The following is a 24273-nucleotide window of genomic DNA, read 5'->3' on the forward strand; positions in this document are numbered from 1 at the left end:
GCAGTGAGAATCCCCAGTCATGGCAGTCTCGCACCAACTGGCAAACCTGCAGCTCAGAGCGAGATCCACAGTCAACTTCACTTCGAAGGGACAGCTGGCCACTGCCGTCACTCGTTTGAGGACTCCGTTGCCGGCGGGATACCGCACAGCGGGCAGCCGTTTGCGTGGTCGTCCTGGCAGACGTAGCCGATGGCACCTTCCACGCACCATTCGGCGGCCTCCTCGGACAGCAGGTCGGGCCCGGCAAGGAGCAGCCGACGAAATTCCGTGGTGTCCGCAATGTCGGCCGGCCGGTTGGTGAACCACTCGTCGAACCAAGGCTTGTCCCGGTATATGCGCCAGTGCGCATTCTCCCGGTCGTCGACAGCCGTAAGGAACCGATCGACGATGCGCCCCCAACTCGGTGCTCCGAACCAGCCGTTGTCGAACGCGCAGAAGGATTCGATCAGGGTTCGCAGGCCGAACTCCTTCTCGCTAAGGCAGTACCTTCGCCCCCATGAGATCGCGCCCTGTGCCATCTCCGCGAGATCTTCTCGCGGATCATCCTCGTGCGCCGGGTCGTCAGGGTTGTGGCAGGCCAGCCCGAGCTCGAGCACGGACTGCCCGGTCGGTAGAACCCGGGACGGGTTGACGATCGCGAGACCGACAGCGATCCAGTTGACATGGTCGAACGACAGCATCGAGCGCACCAGTCGGGTGGTTGCCGCGTTGATCCGCATCATCGTGCCGTCGTGTAGCGGACTCTTCCCGGCATGCCAGTTCTCGACGGGTGTGTTGCGCCACAGGGCGAGCGTGATGCGGGTGGCAGCGAGCCACAGCAGCGCGTCGTCGTCGAGGTGCCCGAACCGCTTGGCACACTCCTGGGCGCCGTAGGTGATCAACTCTTCCGGTTTCGGCCACCTGTGGCTATCGGGCCCTTCAGGCGCGTACTCGTAGTCGTCGGCGTACTCGTCGAGGATCGCGCTCAACTCGGCTGCGCTGTAAGCCTCGCTGTACTCGGAGCTGTTCGGCTCCTCGACGGTGTACATGTCGTGGTCCCAGGAGACGTACACGTCGCCCCAGAGCACGACGTCATCGCACTCGCTGGCGTTGTCCGTCACAACCGGCCTGATGGTGATCGGGGCAGTACGCCCGTCGGTTCGCTCGCCGTCCTTCTCGGCAGCCCATGCAGTGATGACCCCGAGCGGCTTCGGAAGGAGAGGACCGACCTCGGTGATGCTGAACGGCTCGTCGTCGTCATCGGTGTCGAACCGGCTGTTGACGAACGCGACCGCCTCGGAGGGCGAGCTGACGATGGACTGGGTACCACTCGCGTTGTCAACCACTCGCCACAACGCGCTGTTCTTCACGATGCTCTCCGATCGCGGTGAGTGCACCCGGGGCGGGTGCGATGCGCCGGGTCGCTCGGCACTGACTCCAATTATGGGCTGATCAACCCGTCCGTAGTCCCGCAGGCGCTTGTCAGCGACGACGCTCGGGACGTTCGTGTGCAACGAAGGTGTGTGAGTGGGTGGAACGGATGGTTGCCGATGCAGGTTCGTGACGCCCCGGGCCGCGTTGCAGCCTGCTGGACAGCCTGAGGAAATGACACCGATCTGAGACAGCCGCCTGCCGACACAACGTGAGACTCAAGGGAAATTTCCAGGTCACAGGGTCGGCGCCTGACACTGAAATTGAGAACCTACAGGCCCGCCGCATTCTTCGCCGCCCAAGCCGCTCTTCAACCGCATCATTGTTCGTTGCGTCCCCTGCCAGGTACACGCAGTGGACACCCGTCGCCGGATGGATCCGCTCAACCAGACCGCGCCGTACAGCACAGCACACGCCCGTCTAATCCAGCGTCTCGCGGGCCGTCGCGGTCCCTCCTGCCGCAGATCATCCCGCCGCAGCTGTTCCTCGCTCCGTAGAGGGGGGAAGTTGCCGCAACCGACCTCGTCCGTGGCGAATGCCAGGCGCTCCGCCTCTTCCCGCTCGATCAACTGCCGCACAGGATGCCGCACATCACCCACTACATTAATCAACTTACGGGTGCTTTCACCTGACGGCAGGTCGCCCCTACCCCACAGCGAGGGCCCAAGGAGTCCAGATGACGCTCTCTTCGCCTGGTGCACAGGCCCTGAACGGCGGCGGACCACTGGTACAGGCGAAGGACGCCGGGCTGATCACGTTCGGCTCTGCTCCCCTGCACGGGGGCGAACTCCTCGACGCCATGACACCCGAACTGGTGAACCTCATCCGCCCCGGCCTGTCGGCCGCAGCTGCTGCCCTGCTGGCCGCTGGCTCATGCCCCGGCCTCGATGTCGTCCTCACCTCCGCGAGCACCCGCGAGCACTGGGACGATGCCGCCAAGGCTCTGGCTGCGCCGCTGACGGCCCAGGAACTCAGGAGGGTGACGGATGAACTCGCCGGTGAATGAGGAGGTACGAGCCCTGATGGAGGCAGCCCACGACCGGGCGGCCAAGGCACTGGGCCTCACCTGCACGGGGCCACTGGCGTGGGGCTTCCTCGGTGTCACCCTCGGACGCCGAGCGGAGGACCGGTGGCTACGGGTGAGCCGGACGGCGAAGAGGAACGCGGGCAGGAAACCGGGGGAGGGCATCGTGGGCGCCTCCCAGTTCGTGCCCGAAGGCGTGCCCCGCCCACGCCTGCACGGGGTGCACGACTGGACTGACGGCGAGTGGGCCTTCGAGGCCGAAGTCCTGGACTACCTCACACAACCTGTGGTGTCCCCGGACCGAGCCGACATCGACCACGACCCTGGGTTGCCCGACGAATGGTGGGCGGACCTTCGCCAAGCCCTTGCCCTACTCGCCGAAGCGGAGGGTGTGAAGACGACCGTCCGGGACGGATGGATCGAACGAGCCTTCCCCCAGTTCCTCGGCATCCCGGCCCCCGCCAACGTGGAGCGGGTGACCGGTCACGGTGACCTGCACTGGGGCAACCTCACCGCCGAGCCCCTGTGCCTGCTGGACTGGGAGCGGTGGGGCCTGGTGCCCTTCGGCTATGACGCGGGGCTTCTCCACGCCAACAGCCTGCTTGTACCCGACGTAGCCGCCCGCATCCGCAAAGAGTTCGCCGCCATCCTCGACACCCCAGCCGGTCGAATCGGGGAACTCGCGGCCCTGGCCGAGATGCTGCAAGCCGTGGCCCGTGGCTGGTACCCCGACCTTGCGCCCCACCTTCTCGCCCGAGCGGAGGCACTCACGGGAGTGCGCCCGCCCGTTCCGGTGCACTCCGAGGTGAGCGCCTGACTGCGCCCCTGCGCGCCTCTCTCAGGCCCTCTCTGCCAGGTGGCGGTAGAGGGTGGCGCGGTGGACTCCCAGCGCCTTGGCAATGCTGGTGACGCTCTCGCCCTTGTCGCGTCGCGCACGGGCTATGTCCAGCTTGCCGTCCCCACCCGGCCGCGGGGCATCACCGGAGGACCCAGCGTTGTCGGACCGGAGACTGTCGTACCGGCTGTGGACGGCCGTGAGCTCCTCGGTCGATCGCACGTCGCTGTGGACGTACACCTGCGGGCCTTCGCTGCGGATGCCGGCGTCACGGGCCTGCAGTACGAGGAGCTGCGAGCTGTGTACGAGGAGGCCGCCGCCGCCCTCGGACACGAACCGGGCGGGATGGAGCACGCGGTATGGCGGTTCAAGTCGAGGGCCGTCTGACCCGCCACCCTAGGCCGGCCGCTGCTCGGCGATGCCCAGCACGCTCACCCGGATGCTCTGAATCCTCGGATCGACACGGCGCCCTCGACCGTGGTGGTCGAGAGCGCCGTTGCGGGCGCGTCAGCGGGTTGCTGTCGCCTTGGCGAGGGCCTTGTCGAGATGCTGACCGACCAGGGCTGGCGCGCCAGAGACGATGAGGAGCAGGCTTCCCTCACGTATCGCGGTCTGCTTGACGACGCTGTCCTGCCCACCGGAGGTGAAGGTCATCAGCTGGCTCCACTGCTGGTCGCCGAGCCGGGGCGCGGTCGTCTTCTGTGACGTGACGTTGATGACGGTGCTGCCGGAGACGACTTGGTAGGTCGGGCAGCCGGTCGTGGCGTCGAAGATCCGATCGATGCCGTCGGACAGCTTCGTGGAGGTGTCGCTGTACAGCTCCTCGGAGACCTGCGAACCGGCGCTTCCGCCGGTGTAGGTGAAGGACACCTTCGCCTTGTTGGGGAAGTCGAGGGAGCCGCTGGCCGCCGCGTCGCCGCCCAGCTTCTCCAGGGCGGGACAGCCGGTGACGGTGACGTCGTCGTGGCTGGAGGTGTCCTCCGGCTTGCGGGTGTAGTCGGGCCCGAGGTCGCTCTCGTCGAGCAGGCGGGGCTGAAGCGCGGCCGACGACAGCGGGGCGTCGCTCTGCTTGTTGGTGGCCGGGTGGTCTGCGGGGGCGGAGGACGGGGAGGTGGACTTCCCCTGGCTGGTGCCGGCGGAGCAGGCGGGCAGGGTGAGGGCGGCGGCGGTGAGGCCGAGGGCGGTGATGGTGAGGCGAACGCGCATGGGTGAACTGACCCCTGTGGTGCCGGTGACGGTTGGACAGTGCGGGCCCGTGGGCCCGAGAAGGGGCCGAAGGAGTGGAGGTCAGCGGTGGCCGAGGTGCCGCAGGCAGTCCTCGAACGTGGCGTGGATGGCATCTCCCGGGCCGGAGTGTCGGTTGAACCACGCGGTGTCGAGACGGGTCTCGTGCTGCTCGTGGCCGGCCTGGCAGCGCAGCCAGACCTGGCCGTGGGTGGAGAGGATGAGCCACTCGCGGTAGGCGCCGCACTCGGCGCAGGCGACGACCTCGCCGTCCAGGACGACCGGCCACGGCCAGGGCATCACCCGGCCGTCGAGCTGGTCGTGGCTGGGGACGCGCAGCTCCGGCGGGAGGAAGTCGTCCACAACCGGCGCCGGCTCCGCGAGCTGATGCTCCTCCTGCATCTGCAGGACCGGCGGCACCTGGTCGGCCATCCGCAGCCACGCCTCGCACGCTTGGCGCTGCACCTCACTGAACTCTTCCTCTTCCGCGCGGCGGCGTCGTCGTATCCGGTGAAACACCCGGTGTCCTCCCTCGTCTCGTCCTGCACGCGTCATGATCGTGCGCGAAGTCCGCTGACCTGTTCAATTCACAAAGTCCACAGTCACGACCGGCCACGCCCAGGCCGGGCCTGTCCGGGGATGTGCTGCCCGGCGCGCTGTGCGGCGTGAGCGTCGGGCACCATGCCGGTGGTATCCGCAGGCAGGTCCGCTGCCCGGCGCAGCCGCCACACCAGGACGTCGCTGACGGACTCCGCCGTGTCCAGCTCCCGCCGACCCGCGGCGTCGGCGAGCAGGGCGGCCGGGTCGTGGCCGGCGGCTTCGGCGTCGGCGAGGGTGGCGGCGAGCGCGTACCAGCCGGGCTCGGCGAGGATCTGCTCGGCCAACTCCGGCAGCGCTGTGCGCAGCACCGTCGTCTGCCGCTGCCGCAGCGCCCGGCCCAGGCGCCGGCCTCGCTGGTAGAGGGCACCGAGGGGTTGGGCGGCGGCGGCCTGGTAGGCGGCGCGCAGATGTTCGGCGGCCTGGCGGGCGGCGGCGGCCTGCTGGGCGTGGTTCTTCTTCGCGTGCCAGTGGGCGGCGGCGGTGATGAGGAAGAACAGCATGTCGATCGCCATCGCGGTGGTCGCGCCGTCCTCGCCGCGGCCCAACGCCGGACCGCTATAGACGAGGTCACGGGCGGCCTGCCGCAGCGCTCGGTCGTGGCCACGCTCGGCGCGGACGTGGGAGCGGGAGGCCCGCTCGAACGCGAAGGCGGCGTCACGCAGTTCGCGCCTGGTGCGGGCCGCGGAGGTCTTCGCGAGCGCGTCCAGGACCTCGCCGGCAGCGGCAATGTACGCGGCGGCGATGGCGTCGTCGCCGTGCTCGATGACGAGCACCGCGTTCCACGCGGCCGAGGCCGTGCGTCGGCGGGCGGCGGCCGGGTCGCTCGGCGCCGCAGGGGTGGGCACGTCTGCCGGTGTGGCGTCCTGGTCGCGAGTGTCGGCGGACCAGCGCTCCCGGATACGGGGCAGGGACAGATCGGGGGCCAGGCGGGCGCCGGGGTAGAAGACCGGTTCGCCGTCCTTGTTGCGGTCGTCGGGCAGGGCGACCTTGTAGCCGAGCAGGTCGCCGGAGGGGGCGACGCGCTTACGGATGATCAGGCCGGCGGCGGCCAGCCGGTCGAAGAACTCGGTCTCGCTGCTGGCGCCGGCCACCGCGCGGCGCACGGTTTCGCGCAGTTCCTCCCGCGCGGTGCGCTCGCGGCCCTGACGTTCGGCTTTGTGGCGCTCGGCGCTGGTGGGTCGTTGGGCCGCGGTGCCGTCGCCCTTGTTGAGCCGGCGCAAGCCCAGCTCCGCTTCCAAGGCGCGGGCCTGGGCCTGGGCGCGAGCGGCGTCGTGGTCGAGGTCGGGCTTGTAGCCGTCCTCACGGACGAGCGTGGCGACGATGTGAATGTGGTCGTCGGCATGCCGGACGGCCACCCACCGGCAGCCCGCGCCCTGTTCGGGGTAGTCGATACCGGTGGCGGCGACCATCCGGCGGGCCACCTCGCCCCACTCCTCGTCGGTCAGGATCCGGTCCTCGGCACTGTTGCGGACGGACAGATGCCACACGTGCTTCTTCGGCCGCTCAGCCTGGTCGATGTTCTCGACGGGTTGGTCCAGGAGCTGCTGGAGCTGCTTGAGGGTGGCAGACGGGTCGCGGCCGGGGTCGGGAGCGTTGTGGTCCCACGAGGCGACCAGGTGCGGGTCGATGTGCTCCTCGTGCTTCCCGGGCCCGTAGAGGTAGTAGAGGAGACCGATGGTGCGCTGCCCGCGCTTTTGTATCCGGGGGATCATGCTGCTGTCCGAGGTCGTCGCTGGGAGTGGCGGGATGCGGGGCGGTAAGGGGAGCCAGCTCAGCGCTGCTCCAGCAGTCGGTCTGTGGCTGCCTGTACGCGGGTCACGGCGCGCTGGACCGCCGCGACGACCGCGTCGATTTCCGCTGGCTGGCCGCCGGAGTTGATGGCCCGGGCTATCTGGTTGAGGTTGTTGCCGACTTGTCCGAGGTGCCGGCGTGCGGCGAACAGCTCGGCGATCAGCTCGCGGTGGCCGGCGATGGCGGCGGCGGTGCTGTCGAGGTCGTGAGCGGCGGCGAGCCCGCTGCGGGCGAGGAAGCCTGGCAGGCTCGTACGGGTCGCGGTGGCGGCAGCGCAGAGCAGGGTCTTCTCGTCGCCGTTCAGGCGGACGCTGCAGACGTATTCACGCTTGTGCGAGGGCGGCTTGGGCGAGCGCTTGCGCGAGGTCTTCTTCGCGGCGCGCGGCTTGCGCAGTGAAGGCGTCTCCTCCAGCTGCGATCCTCCCTCGGTCGCTGTCTCACGGACCAGCACCCCCCGGTGCTGGTCCGCTCTCGCCACCCCCGGGGCGGGCTTGGCCAAGGCACGCTTCCCCGACGGGGAAGAGTGTCTTGGCCGATAACTTGCTCGCCGCGAGACCGAGTTGGAGTCGGGAGCAGGTTCCGGGGCGGTGCCGGTCTGGGTGGGGTTCGTCATCAGGATTCGGTCCTCGTGGAGCGGGTGTGCTGTTGGATGCTCGCGGCCAGCGCGAGGACGTCGGCCGGTCCCGTAAGGACGCGGACGGATCCTTCTGAGTGGCCCTGGACGAGCCACTGGCCGGTAGGCGTGAGGACGGCGGCGTGCAGGAGTCTCCGGCGGACCAGGACGTCCGCCCAGGCGCTGGCCTCGACGACCGTGGGCTCGGATGAGCGAACAGGACGCGGAATCAAGGCGTGTCTCCTCAAGCGGGGCGGGTGGCCCGGCACGGAGCCGGGCCACCCTTTGCGATTAGGGCCTTGAGTGGGGTTTTGCCGGTTCAGCCGCACTCGGGGCAGCGACCGACGTGGCTGTTGAGCGCGCGGGCCATCCGCTGCTTCGTCGAGGCAGCCTGCTTCGCGCTGGACTTCGCCGCCGGCCTGCCCTCGTGCCGCTTTGAGTGGGCGAGCATGAAGCCGATCTCCCGCTCGTACTCCGCACGGACGGTGTCGAACTGGTGGCAGGTCTTCATCGGGCGGAGCTCCATGTCGTCGTGGTGGCGTCACTCCGCAGTTCCTGGAGGACGAGGCTCAGCCGGTCGTTCCGGCCGCCCTTCAGGCCCTCACGGCGGAGAATCTCCCGCAGCTGGACCCGGGTGACGGACTCGTTGCCGTCCCGTTCGAGCAGGGCAGAGACGTGCGGACGGACCTGCTGGACGAGCTGGTCCACCGACTGCTCGAGCTCCCGCGGCGCGCGCTGCGTCTGCGGGCTGCGGGACCGGGCGCGATTCCCCTTGGTCTTAGTCCGGGGCTTCGTGGCCGTCTTGCTCCGCAGAGGCACCGTGTGTCCCCGGTCCCCGGTGGGCTCGGTCCCCGTGTCGGTGTCGTTCGGTCCCCGGTCCCCGGTGGGCTCGGTCCCCGTGTCGGTGTCGTTCGGTCCCCGGTCCCCGGTGGGCTCGGTCCCCGACTCGGCGGCGTTCGGTCCTGGATGCGAATCAGGGCCTTGAGCAGGTACTTCTCGCGTAATGCGGTCGTTCCCCGCGCCTCCGGCGTCCCCCTGTGAGGCTTCCGGGTCGGTGGGACCGGTCCCCGGGACCCCACCTGTGGCTGGAACCTCGGTCCCCACCCTGGTCCCCGCGTTCTCGCCCCCGGTCCCCGCGCCATCCGACGCCTTAGAGTCCGCAATCTTGGGGACCGGTCCCCTCGGGGCGCTCGGTCCCCGGTCCCTGTACGACTCGTGGGGGCCGGGGGGATCGGCTGCGGGGACCGGCGCCGTCGAGGCCGGATGCGAGGGGACGGCGGCTGCCCTCGCGGTGATGTGCGCCGGGGACCAGGGCGAGGGAAGCGGGATCGTGGCGAGCGCGAGTGCGTGGCGGCGCGCGGCGAGCTGGTCGAGCAGCTGTGCGCGCTGGCGGGCGTCGGTCCCGACCGAGGCCCTGCCGACCGCCTTCGACAGGCGCCGCGTCAGCCGCCGGCCGCGTCGGCGCTGCTGCTGCTCGGGTGCGCGTTCGGCGAGGCGGACGGCGAGGGCGACTGCGCGGGCGGTGGCCCGGTCCCGGGTGATCTGTGCGGCGTCGCGGTCGCGTGCGGCGATCCCGAGGCGGGACAGCAGCCGCTCGCGCGCTTCCCGCCCCAGGACGGCGATCAGTCCGTGGGAGGCGGCACCCGGGGTGCGCAGGCGCAGCTCGATCCCCATGGCGAGGTGCCACAGCATCGCCGCCATGACCGGCCCGACGAAGGCCCTTACCGTGCCGCCGATAGGACCGCTCTCGGCATAGGCGGGGATCACCTGCACTCCGGTGATCACCCAGACCAACGTGCCCGGAAGGCCGGGGGCGCCCTCGGTGGCCAGGTTCTGCCGTGCCATTAGCGCCGTCGCGAAGAGCGCCAGCTCGGCTGCGGCGAACATGCCGGCCCGCTCGGCGGTGCCGGCCATGTCGAGGTAGTCGGCGGCGAACCGCCAGCTCGTGTCCGCGGAGTAGCAGGTACAGCCGAGGGCGGCAAGGGCAGCGACCTTGACCGCCGGACCGCTGAGACGTTTCTGCGGGCGTGTGCCCTGGCGCCGGATCGTCCAGGCGGTCAGCACCAGCACGACGGCGGCGGGCACCACGGCGGCGAGGAGGAGAGAGAGGTCCGGAGCGGCGCCGAGGGACAGGAAGGGGTGGGTCATGCGGCCTTTCCGAGAGAGGCGTGCGCCGGAGTCGACGCTGCCGGGCGGGCTGCTGGCTGCTGTGTGCCGGGTGCTGAGGCGGGCGGGGGGCCGCCTGCTGCTGGGGCGGTCTTCTTCCGCTTCTTCTTGGGCCGCGGCACGCCGTAGGTGCGGTCGCGGTCGAACACCTTGTTGGCCGCCTGCCGCAGCAGGTCGCGTGCGTGCTTGTGGCTGATCTGAAGGGCGGTGGCGAGCCGGTCGGGCCGCCAGCCGCGTACGTAGGCATGGTCGATGACGACCTGCCGCTCGGCCTCGGTCAGATGCACGTCGCGTCCCAGGAAAAAGGAGGTTACGCGTCGGTAGTCGAGGCGCTGGTGCAGTCCGTCGTGCCAGGGACGCCGCTCGGCCTCGGTGAGGCCGCCCCAGATGCCCTCCTTGAGGACGTTCTCCAGGGCGAAGTTGAGGCAGTCGCTGCGTACCGGGCACCAGCCGCACAGCTCCTTCGCCTCGGCGATGGCTTCGTGGTCCCGCGGGAGCGGGAAGAAGACGGCGTCAGCGTCCTCGACGTCCATGCCGTGGCACGCTCCCTGGGTGTGCCAGTTGGTGTCTCCGATACTGCGCAGGCCGGTGGCCGGCGCGTCGTGGGTGGTGATGTGACGCAAGGGTGGTCTCCGATGTGCTGCCGCGTCGGCCGGCTGGGGCGGTGCTGGGCGCGGCGTCGGGTGGCCGCAGCGCGCGGGCGTGCGCCGCAGCCGGGGCGGGACGGTGATTGGGGGGAGCGGTGCATCGGGCCGGATGCACGCGCCCGATGCGCCGGTCAGGCCACGGCGGGCTGCTGGACCTGCTCGCTCGGCTGGGCCTGCCGGGCGGCGGCGAGGTCGACGCGGCCGGGGTGCGGGGTGGCGCGCGGGGCGGTCGTGCGTACCCCGTCGTCGGGACCGATCCGGCGGCGACGACACGGCTCACCGGGCTGGGCCAGGCACCACTCGCACTTGACGCTCAGGGCGTCGGGCAGCCCCTGAGCGACGGCGGCCTCGCGGGCTGCGCGAGCGGGCCGATAGGGGGCGAGGGCTGCGCGGGCGGCGGGCGGTATGCAGGAGCCGATCTGCCGCAGCCTCGCCTCCAACCTTGGGTCGATGCGGTCGCGACCGCTGGTGATGGCTCTGGCCTGGGCGGGCTGCGCGGTGCCGGCGGCGACGGCGCGGCGGGTGCCGACCAGCTCGGCGGTCCAGGCGGCCTGGTCGTCCGGGTCGGCGGACGGCGTGGGATCGGAGTGCCGGGCCAGGCGGTCGCGACGGTAGCTCTCCCAGGGGCGGGCGACGTCCGCGGGCAGGATCTGGTACGGCGAGACTCTGATGTGCTGGCGGGCGGCGACGCGGGCGTCCCAGCCGTGCGGAGTGGCCATCGGCACGTCGCCAAGCAGCTCGTGCCACTGTGCGAGCTGGTCGCGTGCCTCGCCCTGGTCGGTGCGGATGGTGCGGGGGTCGAGTCGGCCGATGTAGGCCAGCAGGGCTGCGATTTCACGGCGGTCCACGACTACTGCTCCGTTCCGGTCGGCTCGTTCAGGGCGGCGAGAAGTGCGGCGGTGTGGGCCTCTGCCCGCGTCATGCCGCCGGGCTGGCCGGGACCCGTGCCGGGCACGGCGTAGAGGTTCGGGCGGCCAGGGGGGTGCTCCCGGGCGACCCAGGAACGCCAGTCGGCAGCCCACGCAGCCGCCGGCCTCGGCTTGAAGCCGGAGCGGTGGGCACGCCACTTCGCGTCGGCCGCCTGCAGGCCCTGCTCGCCCAGACGGTCGAGGTGCCCCTGCTCGCGGGCCCAGGTGTGGGTGGCTGGGTCGACCTGCCACTCGGCAGCTGAGAGGACGGCAGCACCACCACTGCTGTACCTCCGGTTCAAATCCGGTTCACTACGGTTCTGTGTGCCGGTTTCCGGTACATCGCTGTGCCGGTTCCCGGCACGTCGAGGTGCCGGTTTCCGTCCGGACCTGCCGGATTCCGGTACTGCCGGTTTCCGGGCCCTCGCAGGGGACTCCGGCACCTCACGCGGGCGGATGTTGTAGCGCCGCAGGGCCGAGATCCGGAGCGCCGGGGTGGCTTCGGTCCCCTCCGCCGGCGTCTGGTCGGGGTCCTTGTCGTCCACGGTCTCCGCCAGGACCTTGGCGGCGAGGGGGAGGCGGTAGACGGTGCTGCGCTGCGGGCCGGTGAGGTCTTCGAGCTGCTCCAGCTCACCGGCGTCGACCAGACGGTCGATGGCTTCGCGGACCGTGGAGACGGAGGCGCGGGTGCGCTTGGCCAGGCTCGACAGGGAGGCCCAGGAGACGCACTGCTCGTCGCCCACCCGGTCGGCGATCGACAGCAGGACCAGACGCGCCGTCCCCCGGCTGCAACTGTGCTCCCACACCCAGTCGCGGGCTTCGCTGCTCATCGGCAGCTCCCGACGAGCGGGCGGATCCCGCAGCTCGGCGGGGCCATGAACGTGCGGTCCGGCTCGGGGCGCTGAGGCGCCGAGGCGGAGATGGCTGCCGCGCAGGCCAGGCGAAAGGGCCTTTTGCGCAGGGCAGGAGGCATGCGATACTCCCCTTTGCAGTGTTGCCACGCTGACGCGCCCCTTGGAAGGACTCAGCGTGGTGATGGTGGGCAATCTCCGCCCTTGCCGGGGCGGGTATGCCGCTTAGCGTTCGGCGTCCGTGAGTTACCGCTCCCGGGCGCCGTCGCTGTTTGTGGACCTTCGCGGTCCGGTCCGTCCTCGTGCTCTCCTCATGTCCGTCGCTGCGGGCGGGCTGCCCGGGGACGACGAACATACGCACGGACCCGTATCAAGATCCAGACTTGGTTCTTAAACTCTGTACTGGTTGCAGAGAGTCATCGAATGATCGTGTGCCGCAAGTGTCCGTACGGCGCGACCTGGGGCGCACCCTCGCGTCGAAGCGCACCGTTGCCGCGGTTGTCTCGAACGCCGAGAGCGTGTCGCTGTGTCCGAATTGGAACGGGTGTCTGTTATTCCCTGCAGTGGAAATGCGAGGCGGATGGGGTGTTTCCACTGCCGCCTCCGCGCTTTCCGGTCGAAGATAAAATCCTGCGTGCCAGACGTGACCTATGTCGCTGGCTTAATGTGGCTTGTGCCACTCACCCGGCATACTCCTGCCGGTAGAAACGGACAGGCCGACCTGAAACAGGCGGTACGCGTCACACGGAAACGTGCTGGTGAGGAAGAACTTTCCATACAGTGGATCAGCTCGTCAACTCACGTTTATCGCGGGGTAGGGTGCTTGAAGTGACGACGAAGTCCACCCAGGAAAGGATCATGAAAGACTCGACCGAAGGCCAGGTGAGCCCCAAGGGGCTCATGGACCGCCTAAACCGCCTGTTCGACACAGTGCACCCGCCCGACCGCGGCCCCTTCAGCAACGCCGAGGTGGCCGAACTCATGGAGAAGCGCGGGCTGGGCAAACTGTCGGCCCAGTACCTCTGGCTCCTGCGGACCGGGCAGCGTGATAACCCGACGAAGCGTCACCTCGAAGCGCTAGCAGGGTTTTTCGGCGTGGACCCCGCATACTGGTTCGACGACGCCGTCGCCGAAAAGACCGTGCAGGAACTTGAGTTGCTCACACTGCTTCGCGACACGAAGATCAAAAACGTGCTCCTTCGCCTGTCCGACGTTTCCGCAGACGGAAAGGATGCCGTCCTGGGAATCGTCGAGAGCGTACGAAAATCCGAGGGGTTGCCACCCTCAACTGGCTCGTAAAACGGCCGCGTTCAGTAAGTGATCAAGGAAAAGCAATGTGGTCCGCACGTAGGCTGCGCCGGCCTGACCTCTTGGCCGAGCTGCAGCTCCCGCACGTCACCAATATCCGCGACCTCAGCGACGAGGTCTCACGCCGCACGGGACGGAAGGTGGTCCTGGAGGCCCGTGAGCAGGCGCCCTCCGTGTGCGGGGCATGCGCCGTCACGGAGAGTGCCTTCCACGTGTACTACGACCCGCGGACCAGCTCCCTGCACCAGGACCACATCATTGCCCACGAGTTCAGCCACCTGCTGCTCGGCCACCACAAGAACCGCCCGGCGTCCGCGCTCTCCTCAACGATCTTCACCAGCGTGGGCTCGGCCACCGTCGAGATGATGTTGGGCCGTACCAAGTACGACGAGGACGAGGAGCGGGACACCGAGCTCCTCGCCTCGTTGATCCAGCGCCGGATCATCGACCGGTGGCTGCGCAGCGACGAGTCCTCCGGAGACGAAGTGCAGGACCGGGTCACGCACACGCTGCTGCGCCGACGGGAGGCCCGGCCGTGAAGGACCTGCTCCACCCGATCAGCCTCGTCGTCGCCACGCTCGGCTTCCTCTGCTTGCTGCGGGACGTGCCGACCCGCCGCCGAGACCCCGCCTTCACCGCGCTGGCCGCCGTCTTCCTGCTGTCAGGGCTGTCGTTCCTGTTCTCCATCACACTGATGTGGCAGTACCTCGACCATGTCTTGGGCGTGGTGAACCTCTCCGTACCCCTGGCGATGGGGTGCGTGGTCGCGCTGCTCGCCTGCCAGCAGATCGTCCTCACCTACTGGGGATCACCCCCCGAAGTTGCCCGCAGGAGGGCACGGGAGTGGCTAGCCGCAGGCTTCACTGTGATCGCAGGGCTGCTGGTGCTGTTCGCCCTGCTGACGCCGAACGCGCCGCGGCCGATCAACTTCACGCTGTACTACGCGCATGATGGCTGGTACGCCGCGTATCTCACCCTGTACGTCACGGCCTACACCATCGGTGAACTGTCCCTCGCCCGTGCCTGCTGGCGCCTGGCCCACCGCAGCACACGCGGGTCCGTCCGTATCGGCCTGCGCATCGTCGCCCTCGGCGCGACCGTCACTCTCGGGTACAGCGCCGTGCGCATCGGGAACGTGATCGCCGGTGCCTTCAACGCGTCGCTCGCAGAGTGGGAGGGCTTCGCGTGGACCTGCGGCGATGTCGGCGCCATGCTCACGCTCATCGGCTGGCTAGTGCCCACCATCAACGATCAGGCTCAGAGCCTCCAGTACCGGATCAAGCAATACCGCAGCTACTACGGCCTACGCCCTCTGTGGCTGGCGTTCTACAGCGAGGCGCCCGAGATCGCACTGCCGATCGACCGAGTCGACCCGGCCCAGAGGCGCCGCTTCCGCAGCATCTCGATCCGGCTCTACCGCCGAGCAGTCGAGATCAGAGATGGACGGTTCGTGATCCGTCAGTACCTTGATGCCGCAGTCCGCGAAGCCAGCGAAGCCAGCCACCGGGCCCGAGGGCTTCACGGAGAAGAGCTGTCCGCGGCCGTCACCGCCGACCAGATCCTCGCCGGAATCGCCGCCCGGGCAGCCGGTACCCGCCCGGAGACCGACCAGCTCACCGAGTTCGCCGACTCCGAACGCCAGACCAGCAGGCCCATGGACGACATCGACGCTCTCCTCGACGTCGCGCGCCACCTGCCCCGCCAGCCCGCACGAGCCCCCCACCTTGAGCAGGTCTCTGCATGACGATCGACCTCACCCACCAGCCCGCCCACGTCCAGCTGCAGGCCCTGGATCGCCGCGAGATCTCCAGCCGCGAACTGCTCGACCTCCACTTGGCGCAGATCGACGCCAGCCAGATCAACGCTGTCGTCACCCGCGACGACAGCGCTGCCCGAGCCGTCGCACACGCAGCCGACGAACGCCGCGCCCGCAACGAGAGCACCGGCATCCTCGACGGCCTTCCCCTCACGATCAAGGACAGCTTCGAGACGGCCGGCCTGCGCACCACCAGCGGTGCCGAAGACCTCGCCGATCACGTTCCCGCACACGACGCCGACGCCGTCGCCCGGCTCCGCCACCAAGGCGCCGTCATCATGGGCAAGACCAATACCCCGGCGTACTGCCAAGACCTGCACACCGACAACGTCCTGTTCGGTCCCACGCTTAACCCGCATGACCCCAAGCGCACTACCGGCGGCTCCTCCGGCGGCCCCGCCGCAGCAGTCGCCGCCCGTCTGACCCCCGCCGACCTCGGCAGCGACCTCGCCGGCTCCCTGCGGCTCCCCGCCCACTACTGCGGTGTCTACGGCCTGCGCCCCACGCAGGGACTCATCCCAGCCCGCGGCCACGTCCCTCGCCCGCCGGGGTGGATCACCAGCAGCGACATGGTCACCCCTGGCCCCCTGGCCCGCCACCCCCGAGACCTCGACCTGCTCCTCGCCGCACTGACGACACCGTCACCCGACGAGAACAACCCCTGGAGCGTCACGCTGCCCACAGTGCAACGCCCAATCGGCCAGCTCCGCGTGGCAGTGTGGGCCGACGACGCGAGCTGCCCAGTCGACCGCAACACCGCTGATGCTCTCGCCACCGTCGAACGGACGCTGACCTCCGCCGGCGCGAGTGTCCGCCACACCACGGGGCCGGTCGGCTTCGCTGACTCTCTGCGCCTCTTCGAGCAACTCCTTTACGCCACCACGACCGCAGCCACCGACGACGACGCCGGCGCCGCCGAACTCGCCGCTGCCCGTGACCTGCACACGGACGATGCGAGCCCTCGAGCCGCCTTCCTCCGCCACCGAACGCAGACACACCGTGTCTGGCTCCGCGCCAACGAGGAGCGCCTCCGGCTCCGGCAAACGTGGCACCGGTTCTTCGCCGACGCCCAGCACGATGTCCTCATTACGCCCGCCGCTCCTACTGTGGCGATCCCAGCCGGGAGCCGCTCTCTCATGGTCGACGGCGTCGAACGGAGCTTCTTCGACCAGACCGGCTGGGCCAACCTGACCAGCCACGTCGGTCTGCCCAGCCTGGTCATGCCTGCTGCGCGTAGCGCCGATGGCCTCCCGATTGGTGTGCAGTTGGTAGGACCGGCCTATTCGGAGCGGTCCTTGCTCGTGATGGCCGAGCACCTGGCGCCTCTGCTCGGCGGGACGGCCGGGGGCGTCATCGGATCATGGAGCGGATGACCTCTGCGTCGCCGTTGTAGGCGATGACGGCACCTTCATCGTCGGTAGGCGGTTCGAACCGAGCGAAGAAGTCGTCCAAGGCTTCGGGAGTCACGTTCAAGGCATTGGCGTCCTTGCGCTGGTTGCGCACGGCGAGGCGCCGCAGGAGCTTCTCCCTGGAGGCCGGCAGGTAGACGAGCAGCGGGAGTCCGCTCGCGGCCCGGACTGTCTTCTTCCATTCCTCGCGATCGGAACGACGCCACAGGCCGTGGTCGAGGACGACGGCACGGCCCGCGCGCAGGTGCTCCGTGAGCTGCGCACGTACGGTCTCGACCGCAGGAGCCTCGCGCTCGAAATACCCGTGCTCGGGATAGTCGACCCCATACCGGCCGTGGAGGCGGTGGACCTCCTCGTCAACGCTGAGGCGGACAAGGCCCATCGCGGCGAGAGCCTGTGCAAGGTGCGTCTTGCCGGAGCCGGTGATCCCGATGAGTAGGACGGCGGTCGGCTTGCTCACGATGTCGCGCTCCCTCGCGGTGCTGCTGGTAGCTGCTGCTACGTACGGTCGCTTGGTCCGTAGATGGCGGCTGCCTGGCCAGTGTGGAGGGCCCAGTATCGGTCTCCGTAGCTGAAATGCCACCACTCCGTTGGATAGTTCACAAAACCGGCGGCTGACATGACGCGGCAGAGCGTGTCGCGATGGGCCCGGGCAGCGCCGCTGATCGAGTTCGCGTGGGTGTAGCAGGCGCCGTCGCTTTCCTCCGGGGAGGCGTTCATCCTCGTCCCCATGTCCACCTCCTGGCCGTCCGAGGCAGCGAGGGTCAGGTCGACGGCCGCGCCGGCGCTGTGCGGCGCGATCTCAGGTGGGGAGACGTAGCGGCTTGCGGCCTCGTGGACGCGGCTGTCGCTCCAGTCGGGGTTTCCGCGACGCAGCTTGGTCGCGTACTCCTCGAAGTACGCCCGCTGGAGCGCCGGAGGCCGGTACCCCTCAACGACGAGCAGGCGGAACTCAGTGGGAAGCAGTCGCTGAGCGTGTTCCAGGCGCTCGATGAGCCCGTGCCGCAGGTGTGCGAAGTGGCCGTCGGGGTCCTGCTTGCGTTGATCGACGAGGAACAGGCCGGACGCCCGTATGTCGATGAGTTCCTCGCCGCAGTCCTGAACAGGGATGGCGGCGACCCGAGGGTCGGACATCAGCACGATCTTCAACTACGTCTCCTTCGACAGTAAAAGATGAGCGGCGCCGCCGGTGTACCTCGGTGCTGGCGGTCAGGCCAGGCCGTCGCCCGGCATGGCCGCTGGTCCGGATGCGAAATGCGTGAAGTGCGCTGGCGAGTGGTCGATGGCCAGGTCGGGCCGCCATGCGGTGAGGATCTGGGCGCTGCACACGAACAGGCCGTCGGGCAGCTGATCGAGCGGGTGCCAAGCCCAGTCGCCGACGCTCTCGTCCGGCTGCGTGGTCGGCTGCCCCTGCCAGGCGTGGACGAGCGCGCCGACGGTGACCCGCAGGACACTTCCGACGTGGTCGACGAGCGTGCCCAGGAGCTGGACGTCGCCGGTCCGAGCGACCAGACCGGTTTCCTCGCCGAGTTCTCGGATCACCGCGTCCTCGAAGGATTCCCCGGCCTCCACGCTCCCACCGGGCAGTTCGAGGGTGCCGCGTCGGTGTCGGCCCAACAGAATGCTTTGTTCGCTCAGCAGGATCACTCCGACGCCGACGGCTGCGTGGGCTGCCGGCGCTCGGGCGCTGCGGGGCCGGCTGGAGACTCGCGCCGGCCGGTCGGGAAGGCGCCGGGCGCGGATGAGCTGCTGGATAACCGTGGCGCCCTCGTCGGGGTGAGGCAGCAGGTCGATGGCCTCGACGCGGAAGCCGTACTCGGTGAGCAGGTCCTCCCACAGCTGCGGTGACAGGACCCACATCTGCGTCGGCAGGGGCGGATCGTCGCGCAGCAGGATCATCTGCTCGCGCGGCGCCACCTCCGTGGACGGGCCGCGGCCGTGCAAGTCGGTGTGGAGGAGCGAGAGGATCAGAGGGGCACCGGGGCGCAGTCCGTCGCGCAGCGCGGGCAGGGAGCGGTGCGGATCGATGAACCCGAGCGTCCCGATCGCGTATGCGGCGTCGAACGGCGCGGTGCCGGCCAGGTACTCGGCCACGTCTCCTTGGACGAACTCCACGCCCTCCACGTTCGTGTGGACAGAGACGGCGCGTTCGTGCTGGGTCGGGGACAGCTCGATTCCGGTGACGCGGGCTCCGTGCGCTTGGGCGAGATGGACGGCGTGGTGGCCAGCTCCCGAACCGATGTCCAGGACGCGGCGGCCGGTGACGTCACCGAGGACTTCTGCTCCTGGTCCGACCCCTTCCCAGGGCGTCCAGGTGAGCTGGTCGGGGACGGGCGGGGTGTAGGCGCGAGCCAGTTGTCGCTGCCCATACATATGCCAGGCCCGTGTGTTGGTGTCCTCGGCGGCCACGATTGCCTCCTGGGTGGGTGCGCTGGGGATCAGGTGTGCGTGGTGAGGTAGGCGGGGCCTTCGCCACGACGGGCCTGTTCGATGGCGTCGAGGCGGGCGAAGGCGCGCGGCGCCATCAGTCCCTGCCAGGTGGCGAGGTCGTGTACGGCCCACATGTCGTGCTCGGCGGGATCGAGTCGGATCCGACCGAGCTGCTCTGTGGTCAGCCGCCCTCCGTCGAAGATGAGCCCTACCTTGTTCAGCGGCAGGCGGGGCCCGGCGTGCAGGAAGTGCGTCAGGAGAAGCTTCGGCGTATCCAGGCCCAGTTCGAGGCCGGTCTCTTCGACTGCTTCGCGGCGAGCGGTTTGCAGCGGGTCCTCTCCTTGGGCGTCCAGGTTGCCGCCCGGGAACTGCCAAAGGCGCGAGCCGTAGACCGAGCGCAGTTGAACCGGCCGGTCGTGTTCGTCGCGGATGTACAGGCAGCCGTACACCGTGTGGTGGGGGACGGTGTGTGCGTACTGCGCGGGCGTCATCGGCATCGGTCGGCCTGGCCGTGCAGGGCGGTGGTCGAATGCGAAGGCGAGGACGCCGAGGCCCTCCTTGGCTGGCGGGTAGATGCTTCGCAGGTTGGCGAGCAGTTCTCCGGGCGGCCCGTTCGGGTCGATGCGCGCGAGGTCCTCTGAACTGAGCAGATCCTCGAAGGAGGGGTACGGGGTGATCCGCTGCACGATGACGTCGAGCTCCCGGCCGGTGTCGCGGTCGTGGAAGACGACCGTGTCGCCGACGGCAACGGCGCGCTTCCGCGGGGTGGCCACCCTCACTTCGATCGTCTTGCGGCCTGCTTCCACTTGGCGGTAGTACCGCGGGAGCAGGCGCATGTGGTGCTCTTGCCGTTCCTCTCTGGCCGCCGGACTCGGGACGGCTGGGATCGCCTGTTGGGTGTCGTCAGGCACACATGCCTCCGATAGATGCGGTGTGGTTCGTTGCGTTCAGCGGCCCATGGAAGGTGAACGGGGGTTGCTCCGTGACGGAATCTTCAGGGTGGACCATGTCCCGCCCCCTGCGCCGTCGGCCCGTCACACCCGGCTGCTCTCGCGGGCCACAGAGGTGTCCGACCAGCTGGCGATGTAGCCCACTGCTTGTTTCGGCGAGCTGCCGCACTTCCAAGGGCGGGAGGTCCGGGTGCATCGAAGCGGCCATGTTCACACCCAGCCCGCTTCGGAGTAGGAGCGGCCGGCCCGGATGCCCTCGATAGCGACCCTGGTATAGGGGACGAGGTCCTCGGGGAGGGCGGCCGGATCCCAGAACTTCCACTGGGTGCACTTGTCCGGCTCGCGTAGTTCCGGCTCGCCGCTCCAGGTCCGAGCGCGGAAGAACAGGCCCATGCGGGGCCGGCCCCCGGCCCGGTCGATGTGGTGGACGACGTGGACGAGTTCGACGTCCTGTCGCTCGATGCGCAGACCGGCCTCCTCCCATGCCTCTCTGATCAGGCAGGTAATGGCGCTCTCCTGCTCGCAGTGGCCGGCCAGGACGTGCCAGGTGGAAGGCGCGAAGTTGGAGCCGGGGTGGCGCAGCCCGAGCAGCACCGTCCCGTCAGGCCGTTCCAGGTAGAGGTGAACGCCGATGATGTTGGGAACCGTGCCGTGCGGAGCGGCCGGGCGGCGCCCCTCGTGCGATGCGGGCCCGCTCTGCGACACGGTGCGGGATGCGCCGGCCGGGCGGCTGGCGGCGTGGCGCCGTACGAGGGCGCTGGTGGTGTCTGCGATGCGGAGGCGGTGGAGGTCGTCGGGGGCGAACCAGGCCAGCATCACCCCTTCCGTCAGGTGGAGTTCGCGGGGGTCACCGTTCCAGCGGCCGGCGTAGATGGCGATGGGTACGGTCACGCCGGCGTCGTCGGTTGCTTCCTCGATGCCGAACGGGGTCAGGTCGGCGATGTGGAGGCCGGCTTCCTCGGCCAGTTCGCGCCGCACAGTGTGCTCCAGGGTGGCGTCCTGGGGCTCTCGGCCGCCACCCAGCAGTGACCACATCCCCGGCTCCCAGATCCGGCCGGGGAAGTAGTCGCGCAGGTGGAGCAGGTACTCGCCACGGTCGCTGTAGATCAGGGCCGAGGCGTTGGCGGTCGCCGGTCCGGTTCCGGGCGGGAGCTTGAGCAGCTTCTGGCGCAGGGAGGGGGAGGCCACCCTGTGCGCGGGACGCCATTCGATGCCACCGACCTCTTCTTCCTGCAGTACCAGCGGCACCTCTACCGCGGTCTGCAGGCGGAAGAGGAACCGGAGGTCGAAGTGCCGGTGGCCGGGTTCCCCCTTGCCCGGGTGGGCGTCGATGTCGTGTATGTCGATGTCGAACGGGACAGTCTCGTAGCCGGGCCACGGTGCCACGGCCTGGGGCGGGATCCCGGTCTCCTCGTGCAGCTCCCGAAGAGCCGCCCTTGCTAGGGACTCGTCCTCGGGCTCGGTGTGTCCGCCGGGAGCGAGGACTTTGCCGCTCGCCAGGTGCAGCACCTGCAGGACGCGGCCGAGCGGATCGATGACGATCGCGCCGCAGGTGACGTGTCCGGTGAAGGTGGAGCGGCTGGCGATATCGGTGGGACGGTCGAGGGCGCCCAGGAGGTCGGCAAGCTGCGCGCGCTCGTGAGGGTGGCGAGCGAGGTAGGTCTCGACGGTGGTGCGGATGTGGTCGGGTGACAGCGGCATTCGGCTACCTCAGAGGAGCGTGAAGCGGGACAGATGGAGGCGGGGTAGTCGTTCGTGTCAGCTCAGCCGCATCCCCTCAGCAGGGATCTCCTCGATGGCAGCGGGCCGAGCGGCAGGCAGACCCCACCGCTCCCGGGCCGTCTCAGCGGCAAGCAGGGCTTGCCGCGCTCCGGGCGGCCCCCATCCCAGCAGGGCGGCTGCTTGGGTGGGGGAGGCGAGCAGGCGTGCGAAGGGGTGGCCGGTCGCAGGGTCGACGGCCGCCGGCCCGACGGCGGTGACCCGGGCGACCAAGCGGAGCCGGGCGTTGGGCCCCACCCCGCCGTAGACCTCACCGGTTTCGTCCAGCACCCAGCCCAGTCGCACCGGGTCAGTCAGAGCGAGTTGCGCTTCCTCGGCGGCTTCCCGGCGGAGAGTGTCCTCGGGAGTCGCGTCGGTCTTCTCCAACGTGCCGCCGGGCAGCATCGGCAGCGCGCCTTGCGGGCCGGGGTCGGCCAAGAGGACGACCCGGCCGTCCGGGACGAAGCACCACGCCCAGGCTTGCTGCACGGGGAGCCGTTCGGGGACGGGGTCGCGGTTGAAGGGGCTCTCCCACAGAGGCCGGTAGCGAACGTGCACGTCATGGCGGTCCAGCACCGGGACGTCGAGGATGTGTCGGCCATCCGCGAGGTGAGCGGTGGCTGTGTTCCCGAGCCGTGCACGGTAGGCGGCGAGCATGATCTGCCCGTCCACGGGGCGCAGCCGCTGCACCGCGTCCCGGGTCTCCAGGAAGGCGTACTCGGACAGCTCCTCGCGCGGGAGGCGGATGGCCTCCGCCTGGTCAGGAGCGAGCGTTCCGCCATCGAAAACGAACCGGATCTCTCCGGGGAAACGGGTGCTGTGCTGGCTGTCCGGGTGGTGCGGGGAGAGGGAGTGGACGGCGAGCACGCCCGACAGGGGCAGGCTTGTCAGGCCCAGTTCCTCGGTGATCTCGCGCCGGCAGGCGACGTGCGGGTGTTCGCCGGGTTCGACGACTCCTCCGGGCAGCAGCCACCGGTCGTCCTCGCGGTAGGTGGGGTGAACGAGCAGGACGCGGCCGACTTGGTCAGTGACGAGCGCGGCGGCGCCGACCCACACCGTGTGCCGGGGGACGGCGTACTGCCCTGCGGACAGGGCGGCACGCGGTGCGACATCATCCGAACCTGAGACGGGAGTGGTCACTTGGCGGTGCCTTCCTTATCGGTGGGGCGGGCATGGGTTCGGCACGGGCCGGGAGCGGTGATCAGGAGGTACGGCCGTTCATCCCGCGCTGCAGCTCCCTCGGCCGGTGAGCAGTGCAGCGCGGCCGGGAACGATCGGCCAGTCCACGGTGATGCGGGTGTGCTTCTTGGCAAATACGTGCAGTTCGTGGTCTCTGGTCGGCGGGGCGCAACTGGCGGCCGGTCGGGCGGTGATGCGGGGGCATAGGGCGCCGCGGTGGTTGCGCTGCCAGTGCCGGACCTGCTCGGCCATCTCCTGTGCAGCGAGGTGTCCTCGGGTGCCGTGGCCATGGACAACGAACTCGTACAGGCCCTTGCCGTCGTCTCCGTCGCCGATGCGCTCGGTGGCCAGTCGCGCGAGGGAGTTGCCGCGGACGATCGCGGCGCCGGGCCAGTGCTTGGGCGGCGGGTTCAGGACCCCGTTGTCGCCGTCGGAGTCGGCCGAGAGGCGGCAAAAGCCCGGCAGGGCGCCGGCGAGGTAGAGGGTGAGGGCGTCGAAGGGTTCCTGGCCGCCTACGGTGACTTGGGTGTGCGTCACGGTCGGCTCGCAGGTGAGGGCTGGGGCGAGTTCGTCGACGGGCAACGGGGTGCCGTCTTCCCAGGACAGGTGGACGCCGGTGCCTGGGACGGTGCGGCGATTCCTGTGCCAGGCGCCGTCGCCCTGCATGGCGACAAAGCCGCAGACGATGAGCGGCTCGTCGCTGTGCAAGGCCCCGTCGCGCTTGGTGAAGCTGATGGCCCAGTGGTACCCGTGCAGACGCAACGGTGCGACGAGACGGCCGCCCTCGGCCAGGGCGTCGATCCAGGGCAGATCCCAGGTGTCGACGGTGACCACGATGGCGTCGAATCCGCCGTCCGGTACTACCTCGGCAGGCACGTGCTCGGCGTCCGCGGTGACCACGCGGATGCGGCCGTATCCGGTCTGGTTCAGGAAGCGGGTGGCCCGGTCGGTGACGGCTGGGTCGATGTCGAGGGTGGTGACGTGGCCGGTCGGGCCGGCGAGTTCGGCGATGAGAGCAGCGTTGTAGCCGCCGGAGCCGATCTCCAAAGCGTGGTGGCAGGGCTGGATGCGGGCGGCTTCGAGCATGTCGGCCTGCAGCCAGGGCGCGGAGATGGAGCTGATGACGGTGCCGTCGTCGCTGTGGCGGGTGGCGATGATCTCGTTGGCGTACACAGCATGGAGGGGCGTTTCGGGGGCGAAGGCGTGCCGGGGCACGGTGCGCAGGGCGCGGTCGACCGCGGGGGTGCGGATGTGTCCGGCGGCGGCGAGTTCGTCGGCCAGTTGGTGGCGCAGAGCGGTGGCTTCGTCGAGGTCCGTGCTGGGGCGTGTGGTCACGGCGCGCCTTTCGGTCGTG

At 69.6% G+C, this 24273-nt stretch carries 24 protein-coding genes; 6 read left to right on the forward strand and 18 right to left on the reverse strand.

What is annotated here, in order from left to right:
* Positions 1 to 107 precede the first annotated feature (107 nt).
* Positions 108 to 1349 (reverse strand): hypothetical protein, encoded by a 1242-nt coding sequence (locus ACIGO6_RS22895; protein WP_399878973.1) that lies wholly within the window; start codon positions 1347 to 1349, stop codon positions 108 to 110.
* Positions 1350 to 2086: 737 nt separating this feature from the next.
* Between ACIGO6_RS22895 and ACIGO6_RS22900 the strand changes: the two genes are divergently transcribed.
* Entirely contained in the window at positions 2087 to 2416 is a 330-nt protein-coding gene (locus ACIGO6_RS22900; RefSeq protein ID WP_399878975.1) for a hypothetical protein, read from the forward strand.
* Positions 2397 to 3251, forward strand: coding sequence for a hypothetical protein (locus tag ACIGO6_RS22905; protein ID WP_399878977.1), 855 nt, complete (start codon positions 2397 to 2399; stop codon positions 3249 to 3251). Before ACIGO6_RS22900 ends, ACIGO6_RS22905 begins: the two co-directional genes overlap by 20 nt.
* A gap of 21 nt (positions 3252 to 3272) precedes the next feature.
* On the opposite strand, the gene ACIGO6_RS22910 is transcribed toward ACIGO6_RS22905, so the two are convergent.
* The 10 genes from ACIGO6_RS22910 to ACIGO6_RS22955 all read right to left on the reverse strand — a co-directional run bounded on the left by ACIGO6_RS22910 (position 3273) and on the right by ACIGO6_RS22955 (position 12048).
* Positions 3273 to 3623, reverse strand: a complete 351-nt coding sequence (locus ACIGO6_RS22910; RefSeq protein WP_399878979.1) for a helix-turn-helix domain-containing protein — start codon at positions 3621 to 3623, stop codon at positions 3273 to 3275.
* A gap of 153 nt (positions 3624 to 3776) precedes the next feature.
* Positions 3777 to 4475: a hypothetical protein gene (locus ACIGO6_RS22915; RefSeq protein WP_399878981.1), complete on the reverse strand. Its 699-nt coding sequence runs from the start codon at positions 4473 to 4475 to the stop codon at positions 3777 to 3779.
* Between the two features lie 81 nt (positions 4476 to 4556).
* Positions 4557 to 5012, reverse strand: coding sequence for a hypothetical protein (locus ACIGO6_RS22920; RefSeq protein ID WP_399878982.1), 456 nt, complete (start codon positions 5010 to 5012; stop codon positions 4557 to 4559).
* Between the two features lie 83 nt (positions 5013 to 5095).
* Positions 5096 to 6805 (reverse strand): relaxase/mobilization nuclease domain-containing protein, encoded by a 1710-nt coding sequence (locus tag ACIGO6_RS22925; RefSeq protein ID WP_399878984.1) that lies wholly within the window; start codon positions 6803 to 6805, stop codon positions 5096 to 5098.
* A 59-nt stretch (positions 6806 to 6864) separates the two neighbouring features.
* A complete protein-coding gene (mobC, locus tag ACIGO6_RS22930) occupies positions 6865 to 7383 on the reverse strand; it encodes a plasmid mobilization relaxosome protein MobC (RefSeq protein ID WP_399878985.1) in 519 nt (172 codons plus the stop codon).
* A 433-nt stretch (positions 7384 to 7816) separates the two neighbouring features.
* A complete protein-coding gene (locus ACIGO6_RS22935; protein ID WP_055493674.1) occupies positions 7817 to 8008 on the reverse strand; it encodes a hypothetical protein in 192 nt (63 codons plus the stop codon).
* Positions 8005 to 9645: a hypothetical protein gene (locus tag ACIGO6_RS22940; protein WP_399878987.1), complete on the reverse strand. Its 1641-nt coding sequence runs from the start codon at positions 9643 to 9645 to the stop codon at positions 8005 to 8007. The genes ACIGO6_RS22935 and ACIGO6_RS22940 overlap by 4 nt, the downstream gene beginning before the upstream one ends.
* The gene (locus tag ACIGO6_RS22945; RefSeq protein WP_040896654.1) at positions 9642 to 10286 is read right to left on the reverse strand and encodes a WhiB family transcriptional regulator; all 645 of its coding nucleotides are present in this window, start codon (positions 10284 to 10286) and stop codon (positions 9642 to 9644) included. Before ACIGO6_RS22945 ends, ACIGO6_RS22940 begins: the two co-directional genes overlap by 4 nt.
* Positions 10287 to 10441: 155 nt before the next feature.
* Complete coding sequence (locus ACIGO6_RS22950; RefSeq protein WP_362491032.1) at positions 10442 to 11158, reverse strand: hypothetical protein; 717 nt, start codon at positions 11156 to 11158, stop codon at positions 10442 to 10444.
* Positions 11159 to 11160: 2 nt separating this feature from the next.
* Positions 11161 to 12048 (reverse strand): helix-turn-helix domain-containing protein, encoded by an 888-nt coding sequence (locus ACIGO6_RS22955; RefSeq protein ID WP_073946781.1) that lies wholly within the window; start codon positions 12046 to 12048, stop codon positions 11161 to 11163.
* Positions 12049 to 12897: 849 nt separating this feature from the next.
* Between ACIGO6_RS22955 and ACIGO6_RS22960 the strand changes: the two genes are divergently transcribed.
* The 4 genes from ACIGO6_RS22960 (at position 12898) to ACIGO6_RS22975 (ending at position 16566) form a co-directional block, all read left to right on the forward strand.
* A complete protein-coding gene (locus ACIGO6_RS22960; protein ID WP_399878990.1) occupies positions 12898 to 13368 on the forward strand; it encodes an XRE family transcriptional regulator in 471 nt (156 codons plus the stop codon).
* Positions 13369 to 13439: 71 nt separating this feature from the next.
* Positions 13440 to 13916 (forward strand): hypothetical protein, encoded by a 477-nt coding sequence (locus ACIGO6_RS22965; protein WP_242705806.1) that lies wholly within the window; start codon positions 13440 to 13442, stop codon positions 13914 to 13916.
* Positions 13913 to 15121, forward strand: coding sequence for an MAB_1171c family putative transporter (locus ACIGO6_RS22970; RefSeq protein WP_399878992.1), 1209 nt, complete (start codon positions 13913 to 13915; stop codon positions 15119 to 15121). The genes ACIGO6_RS22965 and ACIGO6_RS22970 overlap by 4 nt, the downstream gene beginning before the upstream one ends.
* A complete protein-coding gene (locus ACIGO6_RS22975; RefSeq protein WP_399878993.1) occupies positions 15118 to 16566 on the forward strand; it encodes an amidase family protein in 1449 nt (482 codons plus the stop codon). Before ACIGO6_RS22970 ends, ACIGO6_RS22975 begins: the two co-directional genes overlap by 4 nt.
* Here the strand turns inward: ACIGO6_RS22975 and ACIGO6_RS22980 are convergent.
* From ACIGO6_RS22980 to fxlM, 7 genes are all read right to left on the reverse strand, one after another.
* Positions 16544 to 17062, reverse strand: a complete 519-nt coding sequence (locus tag ACIGO6_RS22980) for an AAA family ATPase (protein ID WP_399878995.1) — start codon at positions 17060 to 17062, stop codon at positions 16544 to 16546. The genes ACIGO6_RS22975 and ACIGO6_RS22980 overlap by 23 nt on opposite strands.
* A 38-nt stretch (positions 17063 to 17100) precedes the next feature.
* Entirely contained in the window at positions 17101 to 17736 is a 636-nt protein-coding gene (locus ACIGO6_RS22985) for a M15 family metallopeptidase (protein WP_399879483.1), read from the reverse strand.
* 75 nt (positions 17737 to 17811) lie between these two features.
* Complete coding sequence (locus ACIGO6_RS22990; RefSeq protein WP_399878997.1) at positions 17812 to 19011, reverse strand: bifunctional class I SAM-dependent methyltransferase/NUDIX hydrolase; 1200 nt, start codon at positions 19009 to 19011, stop codon at positions 17812 to 17814.
* A 29-nt stretch (positions 19012 to 19040) separates the two neighbouring features.
* A complete protein-coding gene (locus ACIGO6_RS22995) occupies positions 19041 to 19868 on the reverse strand; it encodes an NUDIX domain-containing protein (RefSeq protein ID WP_399878999.1) in 828 nt (275 codons plus the stop codon).
* 324 nt (positions 19869 to 20192) lie between these two features.
* A complete protein-coding gene (locus tag ACIGO6_RS23000; RefSeq protein WP_399879001.1) occupies positions 20193 to 21683 on the reverse strand; it encodes an NUDIX domain-containing protein in 1491 nt (496 codons plus the stop codon).
* Between the two features lie 57 nt (positions 21684 to 21740).
* Positions 21741 to 22880: an NUDIX hydrolase gene (locus ACIGO6_RS23005; protein ID WP_399879003.1), complete on the reverse strand. Its 1140-nt coding sequence runs from the start codon at positions 22878 to 22880 to the stop codon at positions 21741 to 21743.
* A gap of 78 nt (positions 22881 to 22958) precedes the next feature.
* Positions 22959 to 24254, reverse strand: a complete 1296-nt coding sequence (gene fxlM / locus ACIGO6_RS23010; protein ID WP_399879005.1) for a methyltransferase, FxLD system — start codon at positions 24252 to 24254, stop codon at positions 22959 to 22961.
* Positions 24255 to 24273 lie beyond the last annotated feature (19 nt).

Source organism: Streptomyces sp. NPDC053750, from assembly GCF_044544295.1.
Classification (GTDB): Bacteria; Actinomycetota; Actinomycetes; order Streptomycetales; family Streptomycetaceae; genus Streptomyces.

Bases quoted from the DNA above. Each gene is read 5' to 3' on its own strand.
- ACIGO6_RS22900 (WP_399878975.1), top strand. From the start codon at position 2,087: ATGACGCTCTCTTCGCCTGGTGCACAGGCCCTGAACGGCGGCGGACCA.
- ACIGO6_RS22905 (WP_399878977.1), top strand. From the start codon at position 2,397: ATGAACTCGCCGGTGAATGAGGAGGTACGAGCCCTGATGGAGGCAGCC.
- ACIGO6_RS22915 (WP_399878981.1), bottom strand. From the start codon at position 4,475: ATGCGCGTTCGCCTCACCATCACCGCCCTCGGCCTCACCGCCGCCGCC.
- ACIGO6_RS22925 (WP_399878984.1), bottom strand. From the start codon at position 6,805: ATGATCCCCCGGATACAAAAGCGCGGGCAGCGCACCATCGGTCTCCTC.
- ACIGO6_RS22935 (WP_055493674.1), bottom strand. From the start codon at position 8,008: ATGAAGACCTGCCACCAGTTCGACACCGTCCGTGCGGAGTACGAGCGG.
- ACIGO6_RS22940 (WP_399878987.1), bottom strand. From the start codon at position 9,645: ATGACCCACCCCTTCCTGTCCCTCGGCGCCGCTCCGGACCTCTCTCTC.
- ACIGO6_RS22955 (WP_073946781.1), bottom strand. From the start codon at position 12,048: ATGAGCAGCGAAGCCCGCGACTGGGTGTGGGAGCACAGTTGCAGCCGG.
- ACIGO6_RS22975 (WP_399878993.1), top strand. From the start codon at position 15,118: ATGACGATCGACCTCACCCACCAGCCCGCCCACGTCCAGCTGCAGGCC.
- ACIGO6_RS22985 (WP_399879483.1), bottom strand. From the start codon at position 17,736: ATGTCCGACCCTCGGGTCGCCGCCATCCCTGTTCAGGACTGCGGCGAG.
- ACIGO6_RS22995 (WP_399878999.1), bottom strand. From the start codon at position 19,868: ATGCGCCTGCTCCCGCGGTACTACCGCCAAGTGGAAGCAGGCCGCAAG.
- ACIGO6_RS23000 (WP_399879001.1), bottom strand. From the start codon at position 21,683: ATGCCGCTGTCACCCGACCACATCCGCACCACCGTCGAGACCTACCTC.